The following is an 18,839-nucleotide window of genomic DNA, read 5'->3' as shown; positions in this document are numbered from 1 at the left end:
CCGAACCGGGCCAAGCTTGACACGCCGCGTTCGCGAGACGGCACCACGTGGGAAGGAAGAACGTCTTGGGCTCGACTCAACCAAAGACAGGCGAACAGGGCAAGGAAACGAGTAGCGCCGAAGGGCCGTCGAACTTCTGGAGCGACGCGCGCGAATACGTCGAAACGCTCGTCTTCGTGCTCGTGCTCGTTTGCCTCCTGCGCGCCTTCGCGGTGGAAGCCTTCGTCATCCCGACCGGGTCGATGGCGACGACACTGCTCGGCGTCCACAAACGCGTCGTCTCCCCCACCACCGGCTACCCGAGCCTGATCAACGCCAGCGGCGAGGTGGAGTCGGGAATTCCCGTCACCATGGGACGCGGTCAGAATACCGAGGAACCCCTCGACTTGACCAACCTCGGGCGGCGCGGGGGCGATCGCGTCGTCGTCGCCAAGTTCCTCTACGAGGGGTTCGACGACCCCGACCGCTGGGATGTCGTCGTCTTCAAGTGCCCCGACACGCAAAAGTCGCACATCAACTTCATCAAGCGACTCGTTGGATTGCCCAACGAAACGGTGAAGATCTCCTACGGCGATCTCTGGGTCCGCGACGACAGCGACCAGGGCGATGGCCGCTTTCATATCGCCCGCAAGCCGCCCAAGGTTATCGACGCCGTGCGCCGACTCGTCTACGACAACGACTACCCCTCCAGGGCGATGCTCGAGACGGGGACCGCGCCGCGATGGGCTCCCGAGTCCACCGACCAGTGGACCGTCGCCGACGACGGGAAGTCCTTCAGCTCCTCGCCGAAACGCGACGGCTGGCTCGACTACCGCCACCTCCTCCCCGACTCGACCTCGAGCGATGGGCCAGCGCCGTCACTGATCACCGACTTCGAGTCCTACAACAGCAACGGTCGACAGTCGCGTCCCAACAACGACTGGGTCGGCGATTTGATGATTGAATGTTCCCTTGAGGTCCGTCAGCTAGAAGGAAAAGTGACCTTCGAACTCGTCGAGGCCGCCCGCGTCTACCAAGCGGTGTTCGACCTCGCGACCAAGAAGATCGAGCTGACGCAAAATGGCGAGAAACTCGCGGAGGCGTCCTCGCCGATCACCTCGACTGGAAGCTGGCCAATCCGGTTCGCGAACTTCGACGATCGCCTGACGCTCTGGGTCAACGGAAGCCTCGTCTTCGGCGATGGCGTCGACGTCGCTCCGCTCGAAGGGGATGAACTGGGCCCGACGATGGCAGACACTACCCCCGTTCGGATCGGGTCGCGAGAAGCCGATGTCACTGTCAGCCAACTGAAGATCTTCCGGGACCTCTACTACAGCCAACAGGCCGCCGAAGCCGACTACCGAGCCCCCTTCCACTCGCGGTCCCCGGAAGTCACTCCCGATTCGGTCGGGTATTGGCGAGAGGCACTCTCCGAACGGGTCCCGCGCGAGTTCTCCATGGCCGACGACGAATTCCTGATGTTCGGCGACAACAGCCGCGCCAGCTCCGACAGCCGCGAGTGGTTCCGAGGCCACGTCGTCCCGCGTCATCTCCTGCTAGGCCGAGCCCTCGTCCTCTACTGGCCCGCGTGGCGCTGGCGCTTCGTCCGCTAACGCGGGATACTGGATCACGCATCGCCGCGTGCCCCATTCGATTTTCTCATTGCCGGAAACTCTTGGGTGCCGAATACTCCCCACGAAAATGGGACTATGGGATGGAGAAGAAATCCCCTCACCCACAGGGAGAGGGGAACGAGAGACTCACTCTCCCTCGGGGAGAGGGGAATAAAAGACTTTCTCTTTCGCCAGTTGCCCCAACCTGCCAACTCCGCCATCAACTTCTCTTGCTCCACGTTGAACCGCGAACTATAGACGAGGCGTGTCGATCCAAAGACCGCTGATCCACGTTCGTACGGGAATCGATTCATGGCGTTGCTGGAAGCTCGGGGACTCATCAAACAGTACGGCCGGCGAACCGTCGTCAAGGGCGTCGATATCGACGTCAATGTCGGGGAGATCGTTGGTCTGCTCGGGCCCAACGGAGCGGGAAAGACCACGACCTTCCGCATGATGGTCGGGATGATCTCGCCCAAAGACGGCAAGGTCACCTTCAACGGCCAGGAAGTCACCCACACCGCGATGTACAAGCGAGCCCGTCTCGGGCTTGGCTATCTCGCCCAGGACTCGAGCGTCTTCCGAAAGTTGACCGTCGAGCAGAATCTCTACGCCATTCTCGAGCTGATGACGGTTCGGCGGGGCGAGCCCTACCACTCCAACCGGCGCCAGCGACGCGAACGCGTGGATGAACTCCTCGAACAGTTCGGCCTGACCCGTCTGCGCAAGAGTGTCGCGATGACCCTCTCCGGTGGCGAACGACGCCGTTTGGAGATCGCCCGCTGCCTCGCGTCCGAGCCGATGCTGATCATGCTCGACGAGCCCTTCACCGGCATCGACCCCAAGACGGTCGCCGACATCCAGGAGATCATTCGCGATCTGCGCAACTCCTCGATCGGCGTCCTCATCACCGACCACCACGTCGCCGAGACCCTACGGATCACGGACCGAAGCTACCTGATCGCCGACGGCACCATGCTCACGCACGGCACGCCGCTCGACATCGTCAACGACAAGCGGGCCCGGGAAGTCTACTTGGGCAAGAACTTCAACGCCGCCGCGATCTCCGAGGAGTACGCCTCGACCCCGGCTCCCGCGCCGCAGCCGGCCCCGCAGACCCAGAGCATCCGGCAACTCCTGGATGCCGAGGAAATCGTGCAGTTGGTCAATCGGCTTGGCGGTCCCGACGACGTCACCGCCGCGGCCCTCCTGGAAGCGCGTGGCTACCAAGTCGTCCCCGCCCTGGTGCAGACGCTCGAACGCAGTGACGCCACGATGCGGCTGCGGGCCGCTCAGTTACTCGCGAAGGTTTTGGGAAGGGACATCGACTTCGATCCCGAGGGCGACGACGTCACCCGTTCGCGCCAAGTCGCGATGCTCCGACGCATGCTCGGCGAACGCCTCGCCGGCTAACTCCTTCGGCGACCACCTTCTCCGCTGCTCCCGCTCTTCGTCTTCTGCTCCCCCTTGGCCAAGGGGGCAGAACCAATGTCCCCCCTCGTCCAAGGGGGGATTAAGGGGGGGGCTTCTTCTTTCCTCTCAGGGCGTGCCTAGCCTCCTGGCGGAGCTTGGCTTGGGAGATCAAGGGGAGAGTCGTCTTCTCTCTACGGGTGGCCTCGGTTGCTTGTCAACCGAGGTGGCGAAGCCACAAGAGACCCTAAAACACGCCACCAATCGACGGGCAACGCCGTTCCCCACTCCGGGACAGGTGTACGCTTCGCGCTCCCCTCACTCTCAACCACCACTATCGCGACGGCTTGAGGCCCTTGAAGTTCCACGCCCGCCGCTTGCCGTCCTTGTTGCTGAACGCGAGCGTTTGGACCTCCACCGGCGAGTCACTCGCGGGAAGGTAGAGCCGAACAACCTGGGCTTCGCCCTCGACAGGGACGGCGACTTCGACATCCGACCACTCATTGCCCGCGGGTAGCTTGAAGGAAGCGACCTGGGTGCCACGAGGGAACTTCTCCTGGGCGGTGGTCTTCCAAACGACCTTCCCCTCGCCCCCCTTCGCGCTGCGAGCCCGAAGCTTCATCGTCAGCGGCCCCGCGAACTTGGCCTGCGCCGTCCCCAGGAAGGGCGTGCGACCATCCGCCTCGATCCGAAGTGCTCCGGCGACCGGCGTCGTCTTGCTCATCTTCGGCACGAGACCCTTCGCGGGATCACGCGTCGTTGCCGCCACCGGCTGCTTCCCCTTCGCCTGTCGCGGCTCCTTGTAGGCCGGGTTGGGAATCGGCTCGAGCGCCCCCGTGTCGGCGATGAACTTGTCGATGAGCCGATCGAGCTCCTTCACCTTGCTCGGCATCGTCTCGGCGAGGTTGTTCGTCTCCCCGATGTCCTCTTTCAAGTTGTAGAGCTCCCGCACCTCGGGGTACTTCGCGTGCGGCTCCCAGCGGCGGATGAGCTTGTAGTCACCCGATCGAACCGACACCGCGGGGATCAGGTGCGGGAACCAAGTGAAGTACGCCTCCCGATCGAGCGACCCACGCTCTTCGAGCACGGGGAGGATCGACTCGCCGTCGAGGATGTGGCCATCGGGGCGTTCGACCTCAAGGGCCTCGAGGATCGTCGGGTAGAGATCGATTGCGCCGACCACCTCGTCGCTGGTGGTGCCGGGCTTGATGTGGCCAGGCCACCGGACCATGAGGGGAACGCGAGCCCCTCCCTCGTAGATCCGCCCCTTCCCCTCGCGAAGCGGGGCGTTGTTGGTCGGCCCTTCGGGCCCTGCCCACTTTCGCCAGTCCTGGACGAAGTCGTACTTCGGGTGTCCCGGTTTGACCTTCGCGAGCTTGCGGTCGTCGGACCTGTTGCTGTGGTCGTTGCCGCCGTTGTCGGAGTAGAAGATCAGCAGCGTGTCCTCTTCGAGACCGAGTTCGTCGAGCTTGGCGGTGATCCGGCCCAAGCTCTCGTCGACGCTCTTGAGCATCGAGGCCATGATCGGGTTACGCTGCTCACCGCGCGGGTCCTTCTTCTTGGCGAACTCGCGAGTGTACTCTTCCTTGTGTCCCCACGGCCCGTGGACGCCGTACTGGCAGAGGTTCAGGTAGAAGGGCTCATCCTTGTGAGCCTCGATGAATTTGATCGCCTCGTCGGTGAGCCGGTCGGTGATGTACTCCCCCTCGGGGCCGTCGGTGATGTTGCCGACCTTATGGCGGCCCTTCGGCGTGCCGTCGGGATGAACGCCATAGGGCGAAAAATAGCTCGGCGGTCCCGGGTCGGGCGTGCAGTGCCAAGTCGTCTCGAAGCCGTGCTTGTCGGGCCAGTATTCCTGCGTCGAGCCGAGATGCCACTTGCCAAAGTGCCCGGTGCGATAGCCCTTCTCGCGGAGAACCTCGGCGATCGTCACGAGCTCGGGATCGAGGTAGTTCTTACTCTCGGCGTAGATCAGCTTGCGTGCCGGGGGAGCCGTCTTGGGATACTTCGACGCCCCCTTCGGCTGAGGCGGTTGATGCCCGCTGGCGCTGGTGACGCCGTGGCGTGCGGAGTACTGTCCGCTCAGGATCGACGCCCGCGTCGGCGAGCAGAGCGGCACCGCGTAGGCGTTGGTGAAGCGCATCGACTCCTTGGCGAGCCGCTGCATGTTCGGCGTCTCGTAGTACTCCGAACCGTAGGGCGTGCTATCCATCCACCCCATGTCGTCGACGACAAAGAGGATGACGTTTGTCGGCCGTTCGGCCCCCTGCCCCGCCCCGACGAAGAGGAGCGACAGCAGGCCCGCGCAGAAGCAAAGACTCGATCTCATCGTGGTCGTGATCTCCCCGAGCGCGACCGAGTTCCCTCACTGCCGCGCCAATTCCCCAACCCTCTCCCCGACCCGCCATGGTAAAGGGTTTCGGGGTGGGGAACCAGCAGGAATGAGGGGGTGTCGTTGCCGAAGGAGTTCCGATCGGCAGGCAATGGCCTGCCCTACGGGTTGCTTGGTTTCTCCAACCATCCCAGCGACGTCAAAAACCCATCGGTTTCGCCGAGGGTCTTCTTGTACCACTTGCCGTTGTCGCGGCCGACGTTGAAGAAGCCGTGGGGTTGGCCTTCATAAACGCGTAGCTCGCTGCGGACGCCGGCGTCCTTCATCTGCTTCTGGAAGGACTCGGCGGTGGCGACGGGGATGAGGTTGTCCTTCGAGCCGAGGAAGACGATGCTCGGCGGGTCGTCGCTGGAGATGTTGTGAATGGGTGAGAACTCGCGATATCGCTCGCCGGTCCGCTTGTAACTCCAGCCGTCGGGGCCGTTGTCGTAGACCGGGTTGAAGAGAACCATCGCGTTGGGCTTCGCGGACGTCTGCCCGTCCTTCGTTGGTTGATCGACCGTCCCGAGGTAGGCCGCCAAGTGCCCGCCCGCCGAGCCCCCCGCCGACGCGATCCGGTCGGGGTCGATGCCAAGTTCCTTCGCGTGATCGCGCACCCAACGGAACGCGGCGAGAGCATCCTCGACGCAGATCGTTGGCGGCTCCTTGCTCTTGCGATCGAGCAGTCGGTACTCGACCTGCACCGCCACCATCCCCCGATCGGCCAGGTGCTTGCTGTGTTCGGTGAACTGTCCCGGCGCCCCACCGACCCAGCCGCCGCCATGGAAAAAGACGATCGCGGGTCGCTCATCACCCTCCTTCCAGTCCTTCGGCCTGGTGACATAGAGCTTCAGCTCACGGCCATCGACAGTCTTGTAGACGTGCGGCGTCCCGACCGGCTTGGCGGCGAGAGCCGTCGTTGCCATGACGGCAATGACGCAGACAAATGCGACGAAGGCTAGGGGTCGGTATGATCTCATCGAGGACTCTCCAGGTCAGTTCTTCCAGGTCATCGGAACGCCCCCTCGATCAATGTCGAGAGAACGCCGTTGGTATGTCGGACACGGAGACGGACCGAAGGGACTCTTGGACGCTTCGCGTCCCCAGATTGACAAGCAATCTGGGCCACCCTTGAATGTTGTTGAAACACCGCACATGCCCACGAGAGCGTCAATCCTCTTTGCATGCCCACGCAAGCGTCAATCCCCTTTGCATGCCCACGCAAGCGTCAATCCCCTTTGCATGCCCACGAGAGCGTCAATCCGCTTTGCATGTCCACGAAAGCGTCAATCCCCTTTGCATGCCCACGCAAGCGTGGAGCATGGCACCCGTCCAACACATCTCACTTCTCCGGCTTCTTGTACCACGCGGGGGTTCCGAACCAGTCGTGCATCTCCTTCTCGAAGGGAGCGACGACGCCGGGCGGCTCGGGGATGTGGCCACGATCGCCCGATTCGACGATCCAAGTGTCGAGCGCCGCGCGCATGCGTTCGAGGGCGGCTTGGTCCTTGGGATCCTTCGAGTCGGCGAGGTTGTGGATCTCGTGCGCGTCGGCCTTCGTGTCGTAGAGCTGTTCCTTCGGAAAGGGCTTCATCAGGTCTAAGGGCGGTCCCGAGAGCTTGCCCTCCGCCGCGAGTTCCCTCATCAGCGGCTTGACGAGAAAGCACTTCTCCTTGTAGCGGTTGAGCGTCGGGAAGCCGGCGCCCGGCGTGAGGTTGCGAATGTAGTGATAGCGTTTGTCGCGGACCGAACGCTGCCTGACGACGGTCTCGTCGATGCGATCGCGGGCACTGAACGCATAGGTCCGCGGCGGGTCGACGACGTTCCCGAGGAAACGGCGGCTTTGCATCAGCGGCGGGCGCGGGATGCCCGCGATTCCGAGCGTCGTCGCGGTAATGTCGAGCAGGCTGATGACTTGATCATCGACCGTTCCGGGCCGATAGCCGGGCGGCGTGGAAATCCCCTTGGGCCAGCGAACGATCATCGGCACGTGCAGTCCCGAGTCGAAACACCAGTGAATCCCGCGAGCTTCGAGCCGGCCGTTGTCGCCAAAGAAGATCACGACCGTATCGTCGGCGAGCCCATCTTTCTTGAGTTGCTCCAAGATCCATCCGACGCGGACGTCGGTTCCGGTAACGGAGTTGAGGTAGCGGGCCCACTCTTGCCGCGAGATCGGATGGTCCGGGTAGTACGGCGGCGGGGTGACGTTCGCTTCGGTCGCGACCTTGGGGTGCCACTCCTCGCCCACCCAAGGCACACGCGCCTTCTCGCCCGACTTGCGATCATAGATGTCATACTCCGCCTCGGGCATGTTGATCTGCGCGAAGAAGGGCTGATGGTCCTTCAGTGCCTCCCACGCGTCGGATTGATAGATCGGCCCTTCGTTGACGAAGTTGAGGTCGAGCTTGCCGGTGCCGACGACACGTTCCCCGATGAGCTTGATGTTCGCGGTGAAGTAGCCGGCGTCGGCAAGACGATGGGTCATCGGCCGGACACCGGGCGGAAGGCGAAAGGCGTCGTCGCGATGGGAACGCATGTGGTGCGTGTCAGTCGTGGTCTGATACATCCCGGTCATGAAGGCCGAACGACTCGGGGCGCAGACAGGCGAGGTAGCGTAGACGTTGGTGTAGCGGATGCCCTCCTCGGCGAGACGGTCGAGATTCGGCGTGTGGACGTTCTCGGCGCCGTAGCAGCCAAGGTCGAGGGCGAAGTTTTCGCCGACGATCCATAGGATGTTCGGACGCTTGGCGGCGTCGGCGGTCGATGCGGTCAGGCAGAGCGTCGCGAGAAGAATGGAGGCGGCAACTTTCAACGGTACACCTTTTCCCTTCGAGGTAGGAACGGACCAGAGGGACTTCGAGGGTAACGTCGTTCGGTACGCTCAGCAAGTTTCCGGCATGAAGGTCGGCAAGACCACTCCCTTGATCGTGGGTGGCGGCCCGAGGGATTGCCCGACGTGGAGTTCGCAATTGCGGGCCCCGAGCCCATACATCAGTCCGACGAGTTCCCGATTGGCGGCCGGGACCAGAAAGACCGGCGAACGCCCTCGGTGAACATTGAGCTCCGCCAAGATCAGGGCACTTGCGGCAGTCGCGTCAAGGGCCACGCCCGGGCCGAGCATGTTGCTCCCTGGGTGATGGACCGAGGCGAGCACCCCGGCTAGCGTCCGATCCTCTCGCTCGATCACACTCGCGTGCCAGATGCCACGCCGGTTCTCCAGGAAGTATTTCCAGTCGCCCGCGCGGCCAATCCCCCAAACCTCCCGCTCGAGCGCGACGATCGAGTCGAGGTCCTCGAGGGTGGCATCGCGGACGCGAGACGTGTCCACCACCTCCGAAAGGAGACCTTTTTTCGGAACGGGAAGAATCATGTCCTGAAAGATCGCGTAGGGAGCTAATCCACTGCGAGTGTAGAGCGAATAGGAGTCGAGGTTGAGGGCGCTGGAAAAGAGCCTAAGGGGCTTGCCCGCCTCCGTCGCCCGCCGAATGATCTCGCGCAGCAGCCCCTTCGCGACCCCTTTGCCAGCCGCCTTCGAATGGGCGTTCATGATCCCCAGCGACCAATGGGTTTCGCGCGAACGGTAGAAACAGGAGCCGAGTGGCTCCTCGGTCTCGTCATCGATCGCGAGCAGGCAGCAGCCGGGGTCGAGATCTTCGTAGACCTCGCAAAAGAGCCGACAATCGCTCGGCTGGCCAAGGAAGATGTGGCCGAATCCATGCCGCTCGTACCAGTAGTTCGTCGACTCGAAGATCAACTCGGCCACGCGATCGAACTCGTCGTCTCTCATCGCCCGAAGGTGGACCATGGTGGGGATTCTCCTTTGAGGCCATGGTAGCCAAGCGGCGCCGGTGGTAGGAACAGCAACCTTCGGCGATTGAACCGACAGGCCGCGAAGTCCCCCAAGTGGGCCGCGTCACGCCGATTCCAGTGCGACCAAACTCCTAGTTTTTTCTGTCGAAACTCGCGGCCAAAACTGCTGTAGGCGCGTGCGTGGAAAAGCGTACTTGGTCATTGAAAGGGCCACAAACTGGGTCAAGAATGGGAAAGACGTGGGAAATAGAGCACAGCTTGAGCATTTCCCTAGTAGGTGAATCATGCAATCCTCTCGAAGCTGGTTCCTCCTTTTGGCCGTTGGGGTCATTGGAGGAAGCTCCATTTATCATCAACTCGCCAACCAAACCAATTCGCCCGACCATCAGCGAAACACCGGTGGAAAGATCTCGCTCGTCTACGGACAAGTGACCGGTGTGATCGACGGGGACAAGCTTCGACTGCGTCTCAAGCTCGAAACTCCGACCGGTGACCAACTAGGGGACGAGCACGATGTTCGCCTCTTCGGCATTGATGCGCCGGAGCTGGACCAACCCAAGGGGCAAGAGGCGAAGGATCTCGTCAGCGAGATCATCCTCGATCAAGAGGTCCTGCTCGAAATGATTCGCACCAACGACGAGCACTGGGAAGCCCTCGTCTATTCCGTTCCGGGAGTCTCCGTCAACGAGATCGTGCTCGCGTCGGGACTGGCGTGGTTGGACGAGAAGCGAGCGAGCGAGGAAGAGGCATTCTGCGTATCGGCTAGCGTGGCCCGAGGCGCGGCCCTCGGCATCTGGGCCGACGCCGACTCCATTCCCCCCTGGCAGTGGCGGAAAATGACCGCGGCAGCGAAACAACTCCGCTGGAAACAAGTCTACCGCGAGAAAGGTCTAGCGAAAGCGTGACCAACCGGAACGGTAAAGGAGCCGACTGAGCCGTCGCAGCAACCTGATCTTGCCGCGGACCGGGAACCATTGCAGTTCCATGCGCGGGCCGAACCGATGGGTCACCACCGATTTGGTTCGGCAGAACTCCATCAGCCCTTCCCGACCGTGCAGCCGGCCGAACCCACTCTCTTTCACGCCCCCGAACGGAAGATCGGCAAACGCAAAATGGACGAGGTTGTCGTTGATGACCACGCCCCCGACGTCGAGGTCGGCGGCGATGCGCCTCGCCCGCGCCTGGTTCGAGGACCAAACACTCGCCGAGAGGCCAAACGGCGAGTCGTTCGCGAGGTCGATCGCTTGGCCGTCACTCTCGTAGCTCATGATCGGCAGGAGCGGGCCGAAGACCTCTTCCCGCGTGAGGCGCATCGTATGATCGACGTTGGTGATGACGGTCGGCGGAAAGAGCCGAGCGTCGATCGCATCCGGAACGCCGCCACAGCGAATCACCGCCCCCTTCGCGACGGCGTCGTCGAGTAGTTCGCGAATCCGCTCGCCCTGACTCGTCGAGATGACCGGGCCAAGATCGCGCTGGTCCTCCTGGCCATCGTGGACCACCGCGTAACCCTGACGAAGTCGCTCGGTCCGCTCGACGACACGTTCGACGAAGCGGTCGATAATCGACGCATGGGCGTAGCAGCGCTCGACGGCGATACAGCTTTGCCCGGCGTTAAAGAAACTCCCCCAAACCGCCGCGGCCGCCGCGCGCTCGATGTCGGCATCCTCGGCGACGATCATGGCGTCGTTGCCCCCGAGTTCGAGCACCGTCGGGGTCAAGCGTTCGGCCGTCGCCCGAAGCACGGCTCTACCGCCCACTGTCCCGCCGATGTAGACGATCTTGTCGACCGATGACTCGGCGAGGGACAACGCGGCGTCCGGCCCACCATGGAGGTACTTGACCAAGGGAGCGCCCAGATCGCTCTCGGCGAGCAACTCCTCGAGCAGGAGATTGGTGGTCGGAACGCGTTCGGAAGGTTTCAGAAGCACCGCGTTGCCCGCGACGAGAGCCGGGATGATCGTCCCGATCGAAAGGACCAGCGGATAGTTCCAAGGGCTGATGACGCCAACGACGCCACATGGCTCGTAGTGCAGTTCGGCGCGTTTGTTGAGCAGGAGCCCCGAGGACCGACGCCGTGGCCGGAGAAGCTGCCCCCCCCGCTTGGCGTAGTAGCCAATCAAGTCGGCGACGTTGAGGACCTCGGAGGTGACGTCGAAAGCCGGCTTGTCGACATCGCGCTGTGCCGCCTCGACAATGCCCTCGAGGTGATCGACTAGGAGATCGCGAAAGGCGAGAAGTCGCGATCGGCGCTCGGCGAACGACAGCCGGCCCCAAGCTCGTCCCGCCTTCCGCGCGGCTTCGAGCAAGGGGTCCAGTGCGATCGCCGACTGATCCGCGTCCTCCATCGTGTCCCCATCGGATGACCGCGCGAAGGCGTCGCGTGGGCGAGAGCTCCCGCGAGAGGCCTGCTCGGTCAGCGGAGTCATGCACCGATCCCCAATTCCTTGCGCACCTCTTTCTCGATCTTGCCGATCGGTTGCCGCTTGGCGAGGGCTCGCAGGAGCCGGAAGCGGACCTTGCCGGTGCGCTGTTCGAAGTTCCACTCGCGGGCGAACTTGCCCCGACGAATATTGTCGAGAATCTTCCGCATTGGCCGCTTCAAATTGATCCCCAGGAAGCGCATGCCGCGCGAGATGGCGCCGTATTGGCTCGTCTGCGAATGAGCGTCGAGTTGTTCGATAAGCCCCATCTCCGCCATCGCCTGGAAGATGTAGGACATCTCGCCGGAGAGGTAGAACTCCAACAAGACCGCTTCCTTGGGATAGCCCGCTTTGATCAGCGTATCGATTGACGTCAACAAGACACGCCCGAACGCGGGCCCGAACCCCTGCTCGTTGAAGAGATCGAGCTCGGTTTCGACTTGGAAGCTGACATCGACGGCCCCCTTTCGCAAGGTGCCGATGCCCGAGGCGAGGGCGAGCATGACGTCGCGTGCCCCCCCACTGGCATCTTGATGGACACCGACGAAACTAAAGAAGCCGTCGCCGGAGAGGTAGAGGTCGCGGACACCACGGCCGATCATCCGCGGCGCCAGAAGGACAACGTCGACGTCCTCGGGGCAGACGATGTGCTCGTAATGAACGTTGTAGCCGGACGCGAAGCTGATGGCGTCGCCTGCCCGCAAATGGGAGGCGATGTCGCGGGTGTAGACTTCCGGAGCGATCTCGTCGGGCAGCAGCAGCATCACCACGTCGGCGGCCTCGACGGCCTCGGCGATGGAGAAGACCTCGAAGCCATCCTCGATCGCCTGGGCGCGGTAGTTATCGTCGATGTTGCCGACGATGACCTTGGCGCCGCTGTCGCGCAGATTGAGGGCTTGGGCTCTCCCCTGGTTGCCGAAGCCGACGATGGCGATGGTTCGTTCAGTCAAGAGGTCGGGATGGGCATCCGCTTCGCGGTAAACCGTTGCCATGAGTGTCCTTCCGTAGGTCAGCCGGTGGTGGTCCCCGGCGTACCATGCCTGATTCCCCTTACTCTGCCAAGCCCGCTTCCCTCATTTTGAAAGGGGATGTCTTTGGACAAACGGTGTTCACCGGGGACAATCGCGCTCGCCGACCCGCGAGGGGAATTCAGCGTATCACGTTGTGACAGAAGGAGAAAGGAGCAAACCAATGCGTGAGGTCACTCGGAGGCATGCGGCAAACTCGGTTGACCCGTCTTGGCCAGGCGATACAAAGAGTAGCTGATTCGGGGAGTAGCTCAGCTTGGTAGAGCGCACGGTTCGGGATCGTGAGGTCGCAAGTTCAAATCTTGTCTCCCCGATTTTTGCCGCGAAGCGGCAAAAATAGAGCAGGAGAGTCAAGAAAGGAGTGAGGAGAGCAGCAGAGCTGCGACCCGAGCCCTTTCTCTCCTGCGGTCTCCTTTCTACTTTCTCCTCTTCGTCGAGATGGGCCGAGTCTCATGCCGAGTTCGTTTCCGACCATGGACACGCCGATGAGCAGACGCGACGCGATCGGGGCTCTCGCCCTTTTGCCTGCGTCCCCGGCCCGACGAGCGGGGACTCGGACCCGCTAACCCGACTCGACAATCACATCGACCGTGACGTGAGGAGGCCGGTCGATCCGAAGCCCCTTCATCCCAGTCTGGCGACGAGCGTTGCGCTCCCCACGGACTATCTAAGGTTCCTTGGCAACATTCTGCCCCGGGACCTTTGACGTTGGTCGGTATCCGTTGGAGATCGCCGACCTGACTTCCACGATCGACACCACCGCGCTCAATCTCTTCGCGGTCCTCCACGATCGCGACGACGAGGTTAACGGAAGTAGGTTGAAGGGGTTTCGCGACATCCCAGGAATCATTCCCTATTCCCTGGGGGGACGATCTCCAGGAATCGACACTCTGCTGGGTGGCAAGGTCCGAAACTCCGACGAGCGGGCGGGTCGCCGTCGACTCGAACTCCCACGAGTTGAACTTGTGGCCCGGCTCGACCATGAGCCTACTTTCGACCTGGCTGCTCGACGCGATTCCGTTCCACTATGGTCGCCCGCGATTCGACCTGAATCGGCTCCAATTCATCTCCCACTGGCTCTTCCCAGCCCAACGACAACTCCGTCGCCAATCCTTCCCAATGGGTGATCGAGAGAAATTCCTCGCGATCTGTCACACCAACGCTCTCCCGATCGTCATGACTTGGGAATCAGAGTCTGGTCGCTCCCAATGGGGGCCAAGCATCGAACACGAGGAGATACCATGAAGCGCGGCGTGCTGTTGATCCTGACCGGCATTCTTGTCGGCGCGGTGGGCATGTCCCTCGCCCACCAGGGGAAGACTGGATCATCGGTCCGCGTTCTTTCCACGCAGGAAACTGAGGAACAGCTCGACGGCAAGGCGACCGCCGCGACGGTGGTGGAGGTGACGCTTGCCCCGGGTGGAGCGGGCATGCCTCATCGTCATCCAGGTCCCGTCTTCGGCTACGTTCTGCAAGGCGACTACGAGCTGGGCATCGACAACAAGCCGACGACGATTCTCAAGGCGGGCGAGACGTTCTACGAGCCGACGATGTGCCTGCACCGGGTCTCGAAGAACCCGTCAACGGAATCGACGACACGGCTGATCGCGGTGGTGCTGCACCCGAAAGACGCCAAGCGCCTGACCATCCCTGAAAAACCCAGCGACCTTGATTCCAGACCTTCTGGAAAATGAGATGTCGTCATCTCGAGGAACGGTGACGAATTGGGCGACTCTCCCGTGGGTCACTCTTGATGGGTTCGCAGGCTTCGAACGAGCGCCCACGCGAACCACAACGGAAAGAGACTCAGTGCGAGCGTGATCAACCCCAGGGAGAACCCGATGAGATGTAAGCCGTGTTCGGAACCGGCTCCCCAACCGAAGTGATAGGTCAGCCAGCCACCAAACGATCCTCCCACAACAAAGTACCCCGCGAAGAAAGTCGCGGCCCGAACCATCGCGTAGGCGTTTGAACACGTGGCGTCGTTCATGAAGCGTTCCTCGGTCATGCCGGTCGATTCTCCCCCATCGTAACCGCGCGACAGGAAGGCCAACAAGCGATCCTTCATCGGCCCATCAAGCCCCCTGCATCTCAACCACCACGCCAATCTTTCAAGTTCGTTGCCTTGCACCTGCCCGACGCATAGAGTCGAGAGAAGCATGCCGTCTGCTTCGTATCGCTGACACGATCATGACGCCGGGGGCCCGGCGATCCCGTCCGACAGCCAGTACCTTCTGGAGCCAATCGCCATGAAGATGCCACCCGTGAGCCGGCCACTGCTCGCGCTCGGTTGCTTGGTCGCCCTGTCGCTCACCGCGGGCGCCGACGAGAAGCCTAACGTCGTCGTCATTTGGGGCGACGATATCGGAATCTGGAACATCAGCCACAACAACCGCGGCATGATGGGCTACCGAACGCCGAACATCGACCGGATCGCGCGTGAGGGGATCAGCTTCACCGACTACTATGCCCAACAGTCCTGCACCGCCGGACGAGCGGCCTTTCTTGGTGGCTGCGTTCCGGTCCGCACGGGGATGACCAAAGTGGGCCTGCCCGGCGCCGCCGAGGGGTGGCAGGAGTCGGACATCACGATCGCCGGCGTCCTCTCGCAGCAGGGCTACGCGACGGGACAGTTTGGGAAGAACCACTTCGGTGACCGCGACGAACACTTGCCGACCAATCACGGCTTCGACGAGTTCTTCGGTCCCCTCTACCACCTTAACGCCTCGGAGGAGCCGGAGAACCGCGACTACCCGAAGGACTTCGTCCTACCCAGCGGCAAGACCTTCTTCGAACAGTACGGACCGCGTGGCGTGCTCAAGTGCAAGGCCAACCCGGATGGAACACAGACGATCGAGGATACCGGCCAACTCACGAAGAAGCGGATGGAGACGATCGACGACGAGACGGTCGCCGCCGCCAAGGACTACATCAGGCGCCAACACGAGGCGGGCAAGCCCTTCTTCTGCTGGTGGAACGCGACTCGCATGCACTTCCGCACGCACGTCAAGGAAGAACACGTCGGCCTCTCGAGCCCTCATGGCGACGAGTATCACGACGGCATGATCGAGCACGACATGCACGTTGGCCAACTCCTGGACCTGATCGACGAACTCGGCATCGCCGACAACACGATCGTCTTCTACTCCACCGACAATGGCCCGCACTTCAACACCTGGCCCGATGCCGGCTACACCCCCTTCCGCAAGGAAAAGAACAGCAACTGGGAAGGCGCCTACCGCGTGCCCGCGTTCGTCCGCTGGCCGGCGAGGTACCCGTCGGGAGCGACCCTCAACGGGATCGTCGCGCACGAGGACTGGATGGTCACACTCGCCGCCGCCGCGGGCAAGGACGATCTCAAGGAGGACATGCTCGACGGATACCAGGCGATCGGCCGGAACTACAAGCAATATCTCGACGGCTACGACATGAACGAGTACTTCTCCAACGCCGACAAGTTCGCCAGTTACAGCGAGAACATCCAAGCTTCGCCGCGCAAGGAGTTCTACTACGTCAACGACGATGGCCAGATGGTCGCGATCCGCTTGGGTGACTGGAAAGCGACCTTTCTCGAGAACCGCGCCGACGCCTTTCAGATCTGGCGGGAGCCGTTCACGGAACTGCGTATTCCCCTCTTGTGCAACTTGAGGCGAGATCCCTTCGAAAAGGCCCAGATCGACGCCAACGTCTACCACGACTGGTTCCTCGATCGCCCCTATGTCATCGTTCCCATGCAGCAGTTGGCGGGACAGTTCTACCAAACCCTCAAGGAGTATCCGCCCAGCCAAACACCGGGATCCTTCAACCTCGACAAGGTGCAGAAGCAGATCGAGGACGCGGCGCGCGGCAAGTAGTTCCTCGGTCCCGAAGCGCCGCCGGCCCTCAACCAGCCGGCGGTCCCACCTCCCTCGCGAGAGAGTCCCATGAAATCGATCGTTTCGACGACGTGCGCGACGTTGCTCCTCGTAGGTGTCGCGAGTCCCGTCTTGGGTCAACCGACGCCGGGCTCGGACCCGTTGCCGTCGTGGAAGGAGGGCGACGTCAAGCGAGCGATTATCACGTTCGTCGACGCCGTCACGACCGAGGGCTCGCCCGACTACGTCCCGCCCGAAGAACGGATCGCGACCTTCGACAACGATGGCTCTCTTTGGTCGGAGAAGCCGACCTACTTCCAACTGTTCTTCGCCATCGATCAAGTGAGGAAGATGGCCGCCAACCATCCTGATTGGGAAACGACCGAGCCGTTCAAAAGCGCCCTTGCCGGCGACGTGAATGGACTGATGGCCACCGGCAAGGAGGGACTGGCCAAGATCCTCGCGTCCTCCCATGCGAACCTGACGGCCGAGGAGTTCTCCGCCGCGGTCCGCGATTGGCTGGCCACGCGGCGGCACCCGATTACCAATCGGCCCTACGACGAGATGGTCTACCAACCCATGCTGGAGCTATTGGCCTACCTACGGGAACACGGCTTCAAGACCTTCATCGTCTCCGGGGGTGGCATCGACTTCATCCGCGTCTTCGCGGAAGAGACCTACGGCATTCCACCAGAACAAGTGATCGGCTCCAGCATCGCTGCGAAGTTTGAAATGCGCGACGGCATTCCGACCATCGTCAAACGTCCCGAAGGGATGTTCATCGATGACAAGGAAGGTAAGCCGATCGGGATCTACCAGCACATCGGGCGGCGACCCCTCTTCGCCGCGGGCAACTCCGATGGCGACTTGCAGATGCTGCAATACACGACCATCCCCCGCTCCGAGAGCGACTCCGGCCGTCACTTCGGTTTGATCGTTCACCATACCGACGCCGATCGCGAGTGGGCCTACGACCGAGATTCGCACGTCGGCCGACTCGAACAGGCACTCGACGAGGCCCCCAAGCGTGGGTGGAGGGTCGCCGACATGAAGCGCGATTGGACGCGGATCTATCCCGACGCGACCCAATCAAGCGATCGCTGAACATCGCCATCGGCATCAAGTCGAATTTCATTGGTGGAATCGCTTCGACCGGACGCCCCGGAGCGGTTACGCTAATTTCCTTCCGACACCCCGCCAAACGATGTTAACGACGAGGAATCGATGCTCCAACCGCTTGCGGCCGTCTCGGTCACGGTCTTGACCTGCTCCAACTTGCTCGCCGCGCCGCCAGTGAGGAAATACGACGCTCCTGGCGCTCCGCCGTTCACGGTTCTTGAGACCGGCGAAGATCCCCCGCTCGAGGCCAACGACAACTTCGTCATCGGTCCGGACTACGTCCCCGCCCCCGAACGAGACAAGGTCGACGGTGTTCCTCAAGGCCGAGTCCAACAGTTCGAGATCGACTCGCGCGAGACCAAGCTCCTCAATCCCGGCATCGCCCGCGAGGTGTTCGGCACGGTCGACCCAAGCAACCCCAAGACGCTGATCGTCGACACGCATCCCATCGACTACAAGCGCAAGATCACGGTCTATGTCCCCGCGCAATACCAGCCGGGCACCGAGGCGCCGTTCATGGTCGTTCATGACGGGCCCAAGGGGAAACCGAACATGGAACTGCCGAGGATCCTCGACAACCTAATCGCCCAGAAACGCGTGCCGCCGATGGTTCTCGTCATGATCGCCAATGGCGGCGGCGATGCCCAAGGGCACCAGCGGGGCAAGGAATACGACACGATGTCGGGGGTGTTCGCCGAATACATCGAAACGGAGGTGCTGCCACGAGTCGAGAAAGAGTGCGACGTCAAGCTGACGAAGGATCCCGATGGCCGCGCGGTGATGGGCTCCAGTTCCGGCGGGTCGGCCTCGCTGATCATGGCGTGGTTTCGCCCCGATCTCTACCGTCGGGTGTTGACGACCTCGGGGACGTTCGTGAACCAGCAGTGGCCGTTCGACCCCGATTTGCCCGACGGCGCCTGGGGCTTCCACGAGACGATCATCCCCAATTCGCCGAAGAAGCCGATTCGCTTGTTCATCTCCGTCGGCGATCAGGACCTGCTCAACCCCAACGTCATGCGCGACGGCATGCACGACTGGGTCGAAGCCAACCACCGCATGGCCAAGGTTCTCAAGGCGAAGGGGTACGACTACCAATACCTCTTCTGTCGCGGAGCCAAACACGGTATCCGCAACGCGAAGCAACAGTTCCTCCCCCACGCCATCGAATGGGTGTGGCGGGGATATTCGCCGAAGAAATCCGATTGATCTCCGGCAACTCCCCATCCGCTCGA

Annotated in this window: 14 protein-coding genes and 1 tRNA gene; 8 read left to right on the top strand and 7 right to left on the bottom strand. The window is 62.3% G+C overall.

Annotation, left to right across the window (positions count from 1 at the left end):
- Positions 1-65 precede the first annotated feature (65 nt).
- Both Pan216_RS09295 and lptB read left to right on the top strand, forming a co-directional pair.
- Positions 66-1,592 (top strand): S26 family signal peptidase, encoded by a 1,527-nt coding sequence (locus Pan216_RS09295; protein ID WP_145257726.1) that lies wholly within the window; start codon positions 66-68, stop codon positions 1,590-1,592.
- 312 nt (positions 1,593-1,904) lie between these two features.
- Positions 1,905-3,005, top strand: a complete 1,101-nt coding sequence (gene lptB, locus Pan216_RS09290; RefSeq protein ID WP_145257725.1) for an LPS export ABC transporter ATP-binding protein — start codon at positions 1,905-1,907, stop codon at positions 3,003-3,005.
- A 331-nt stretch (positions 3,006-3,336) separates the two neighbouring features.
- On the opposite strand, the gene Pan216_RS09285 is transcribed toward lptB, so the two are convergent.
- The 4 genes from Pan216_RS09285 to Pan216_RS09270 form a co-directional block, all read right to left on the bottom strand.
- Positions 3,337-5,331, bottom strand: coding sequence for a sulfatase (locus Pan216_RS09285; protein WP_145257724.1), 1,995 nt, complete (start codon positions 5,329-5,331; stop codon positions 3,337-3,339).
- A gap of 164 nt (positions 5,332-5,495) precedes the next feature.
- The gene (locus Pan216_RS09280) at positions 5,496-6,299 is read right to left on the bottom strand and encodes an alpha/beta hydrolase (RefSeq protein WP_419193662.1); all 804 of its coding nucleotides are present in this window, start codon (positions 6,297-6,299) and stop codon (positions 5,496-5,498) included.
- A 416-nt stretch (positions 6,300-6,715) separates the two neighbouring features.
- Complete coding sequence (locus Pan216_RS09275; protein ID WP_145257722.1) at positions 6,716-8,185, bottom strand: sulfatase family protein; 1,470 nt, start codon at positions 8,183-8,185, stop codon at positions 6,716-6,718.
- A gap of 69 nt (positions 8,186-8,254) precedes the next feature.
- On the bottom strand, positions 8,255-9,178 hold the full coding sequence (locus Pan216_RS09270; protein WP_145257721.1) for a GNAT family N-acetyltransferase: 924 nt from the start codon (positions 9,176-9,178) through the stop codon (positions 8,255-8,257).
- Positions 9,179-9,467: 289 nt separating this feature from the next.
- Here Pan216_RS09270 and Pan216_RS09265 point away from each other — a divergent pair, with 289 nt between their 5' ends.
- Positions 9,468-10,088, top strand: a complete 621-nt coding sequence (locus tag Pan216_RS09265) for a thermonuclease family protein (protein WP_145257720.1) — start codon at positions 9,468-9,470, stop codon at positions 10,086-10,088.
- On the opposite strand, the gene Pan216_RS09260 is transcribed toward Pan216_RS09265, so the two are convergent.
- Together Pan216_RS09260 and ilvC are read right to left on the bottom strand one after the other, a co-directional pair.
- Complete coding sequence (locus Pan216_RS09260; protein WP_145257719.1) at positions 10,074-11,612, bottom strand: aldehyde dehydrogenase family protein; 1,539 nt, start codon at positions 11,610-11,612, stop codon at positions 10,074-10,076. The two genes, Pan216_RS09265 and Pan216_RS09260, sit on opposite strands and share 15 nt — an antisense overlap.
- Positions 11,609-12,598, bottom strand: coding sequence for a ketol-acid reductoisomerase (gene ilvC, locus Pan216_RS09255; RefSeq protein ID WP_145257718.1), 990 nt, complete (start codon positions 12,596-12,598; stop codon positions 11,609-11,611). The genes Pan216_RS09260 and ilvC overlap by 4 nt, the downstream gene beginning before the upstream one ends.
- 276 nt (positions 12,599-12,874) lie before the next feature.
- Here ilvC and Pan216_RS09250 point away from each other — a divergent pair.
- Both Pan216_RS09250 and Pan216_RS09245 read left to right on the top strand, forming a co-directional pair.
- Positions 12,875-12,948: transfer RNA gene (locus Pan216_RS09250), tRNA-Pro, on the top strand.
- 927 nt (positions 12,949-13,875) lie between these two features.
- Positions 13,876-14,328, top strand: a complete 453-nt coding sequence (locus tag Pan216_RS09245) for a cupin domain-containing protein (protein ID WP_145257717.1) — start codon at positions 13,876-13,878, stop codon at positions 14,326-14,328.
- A gap of 50 nt (positions 14,329-14,378) precedes the next feature.
- On the opposite strand, the gene Pan216_RS09240 is transcribed toward Pan216_RS09245, so the two are convergent.
- Positions 14,379-14,702: a hypothetical protein gene (locus Pan216_RS09240; RefSeq protein ID WP_145257716.1), complete on the bottom strand. Its 324-nt coding sequence runs from the start codon at positions 14,700-14,702 to the stop codon at positions 14,379-14,381.
- Positions 14,703-14,883: 181 nt separating this feature from the next.
- Between Pan216_RS09240 and Pan216_RS09235 the strand changes: the two genes are divergently transcribed.
- The 3 genes from Pan216_RS09235 (at position 14,884) to Pan216_RS09225 (ending at position 18,813) form a co-directional block, all read left to right on the top strand.
- Complete coding sequence (locus tag Pan216_RS09235) at positions 14,884-16,488, top strand: arylsulfatase (protein WP_145257715.1); 1,605 nt, start codon at positions 14,884-14,886, stop codon at positions 16,486-16,488.
- A gap of 69 nt (positions 16,489-16,557) precedes the next feature.
- A complete protein-coding gene (locus Pan216_RS09230; RefSeq protein ID WP_145257714.1) occupies positions 16,558-17,592 on the top strand; it encodes an HAD family hydrolase in 1,035 nt (344 codons plus the stop codon).
- Between the two features lie 120 nt (positions 17,593-17,712).
- Positions 17,713-18,813: an alpha/beta hydrolase gene (locus tag Pan216_RS09225; RefSeq protein ID WP_145257713.1), complete on the top strand. Its 1,101-nt coding sequence runs from the start codon at positions 17,713-17,715 to the stop codon at positions 18,811-18,813.
- The last annotated feature ends 26 nt before the right edge of the window (positions 18,814-18,839 follow it).

The sequence above is a fragment of the Kolteria novifilia genome (assembly GCA_007748055.1).
Taxonomy (GTDB): Bacteria; Planctomycetota; Planctomycetia; order Kolteriales; family Kolteriaceae; genus Kolteria; species Kolteria novifilia.
Note: the sequence above shows the minus strand (reverse complement) of the source record. Positions and strands in the feature narration are given on the sequence as shown.

Excerpts from the sequence above, each read along its gene's own strand:
- Pan216_RS09270 (WP_145257721.1), bottom strand. The coding sequence starts at position 9,178 with ATGGTCCACCTTCGGGCGATGAGAGACGACGAGTTCGATCGCGTGGCC.
- ilvC (WP_145257718.1), bottom strand. The coding sequence starts at position 12,598 with ATGGCAACGGTTTACCGCGAAGCGGATGCCCATCCCGACCTCTTGACT.
- Pan216_RS09280 (WP_419193662.1), bottom strand. The coding sequence starts at position 6,299 with ATGGCAACGACGGCTCTCGCCGCCAAGCCGGTCGGGACGCCGCACGTC.
- Pan216_RS09260 (WP_145257719.1), bottom strand. The coding sequence starts at position 11,612 with ATGACTCCGCTGACCGAGCAGGCCTCTCGCGGGAGCTCTCGCCCACGC.
- Pan216_RS09245 (WP_145257717.1), top strand. The coding sequence starts at position 13,876 with ATGAAGCGCGGCGTGCTGTTGATCCTGACCGGCATTCTTGTCGGCGCG.
- Pan216_RS09265 (WP_145257720.1), top strand. The coding sequence starts at position 9,468 with ATGCAATCCTCTCGAAGCTGGTTCCTCCTTTTGGCCGTTGGGGTCATT.
- Pan216_RS09235 (WP_145257715.1), top strand. The coding sequence starts at position 14,884 with ATGAAGATGCCACCCGTGAGCCGGCCACTGCTCGCGCTCGGTTGCTTG.
- Pan216_RS09230 (WP_145257714.1), top strand. The coding sequence starts at position 16,558 with ATGAAATCGATCGTTTCGACGACGTGCGCGACGTTGCTCCTCGTAGGT.
- Pan216_RS09225 (WP_145257713.1), top strand. The coding sequence starts at position 17,713 with ATGCTCCAACCGCTTGCGGCCGTCTCGGTCACGGTCTTGACCTGCTCC.
- Pan216_RS09240 (WP_145257716.1), bottom strand. The coding sequence starts at position 14,702 with ATGAAGGATCGCTTGTTGGCCTTCCTGTCGCGCGGTTACGATGGGGGA.
- lptB (WP_145257725.1), top strand. The coding sequence starts at position 1,905 with ATGGCGTTGCTGGAAGCTCGGGGACTCATCAAACAGTACGGCCGGCGA.
- Pan216_RS09285 (WP_145257724.1), bottom strand. The coding sequence starts at position 5,331 with ATGAGATCGAGTCTTTGCTTCTGCGCGGGCCTGCTGTCGCTCCTCTTC.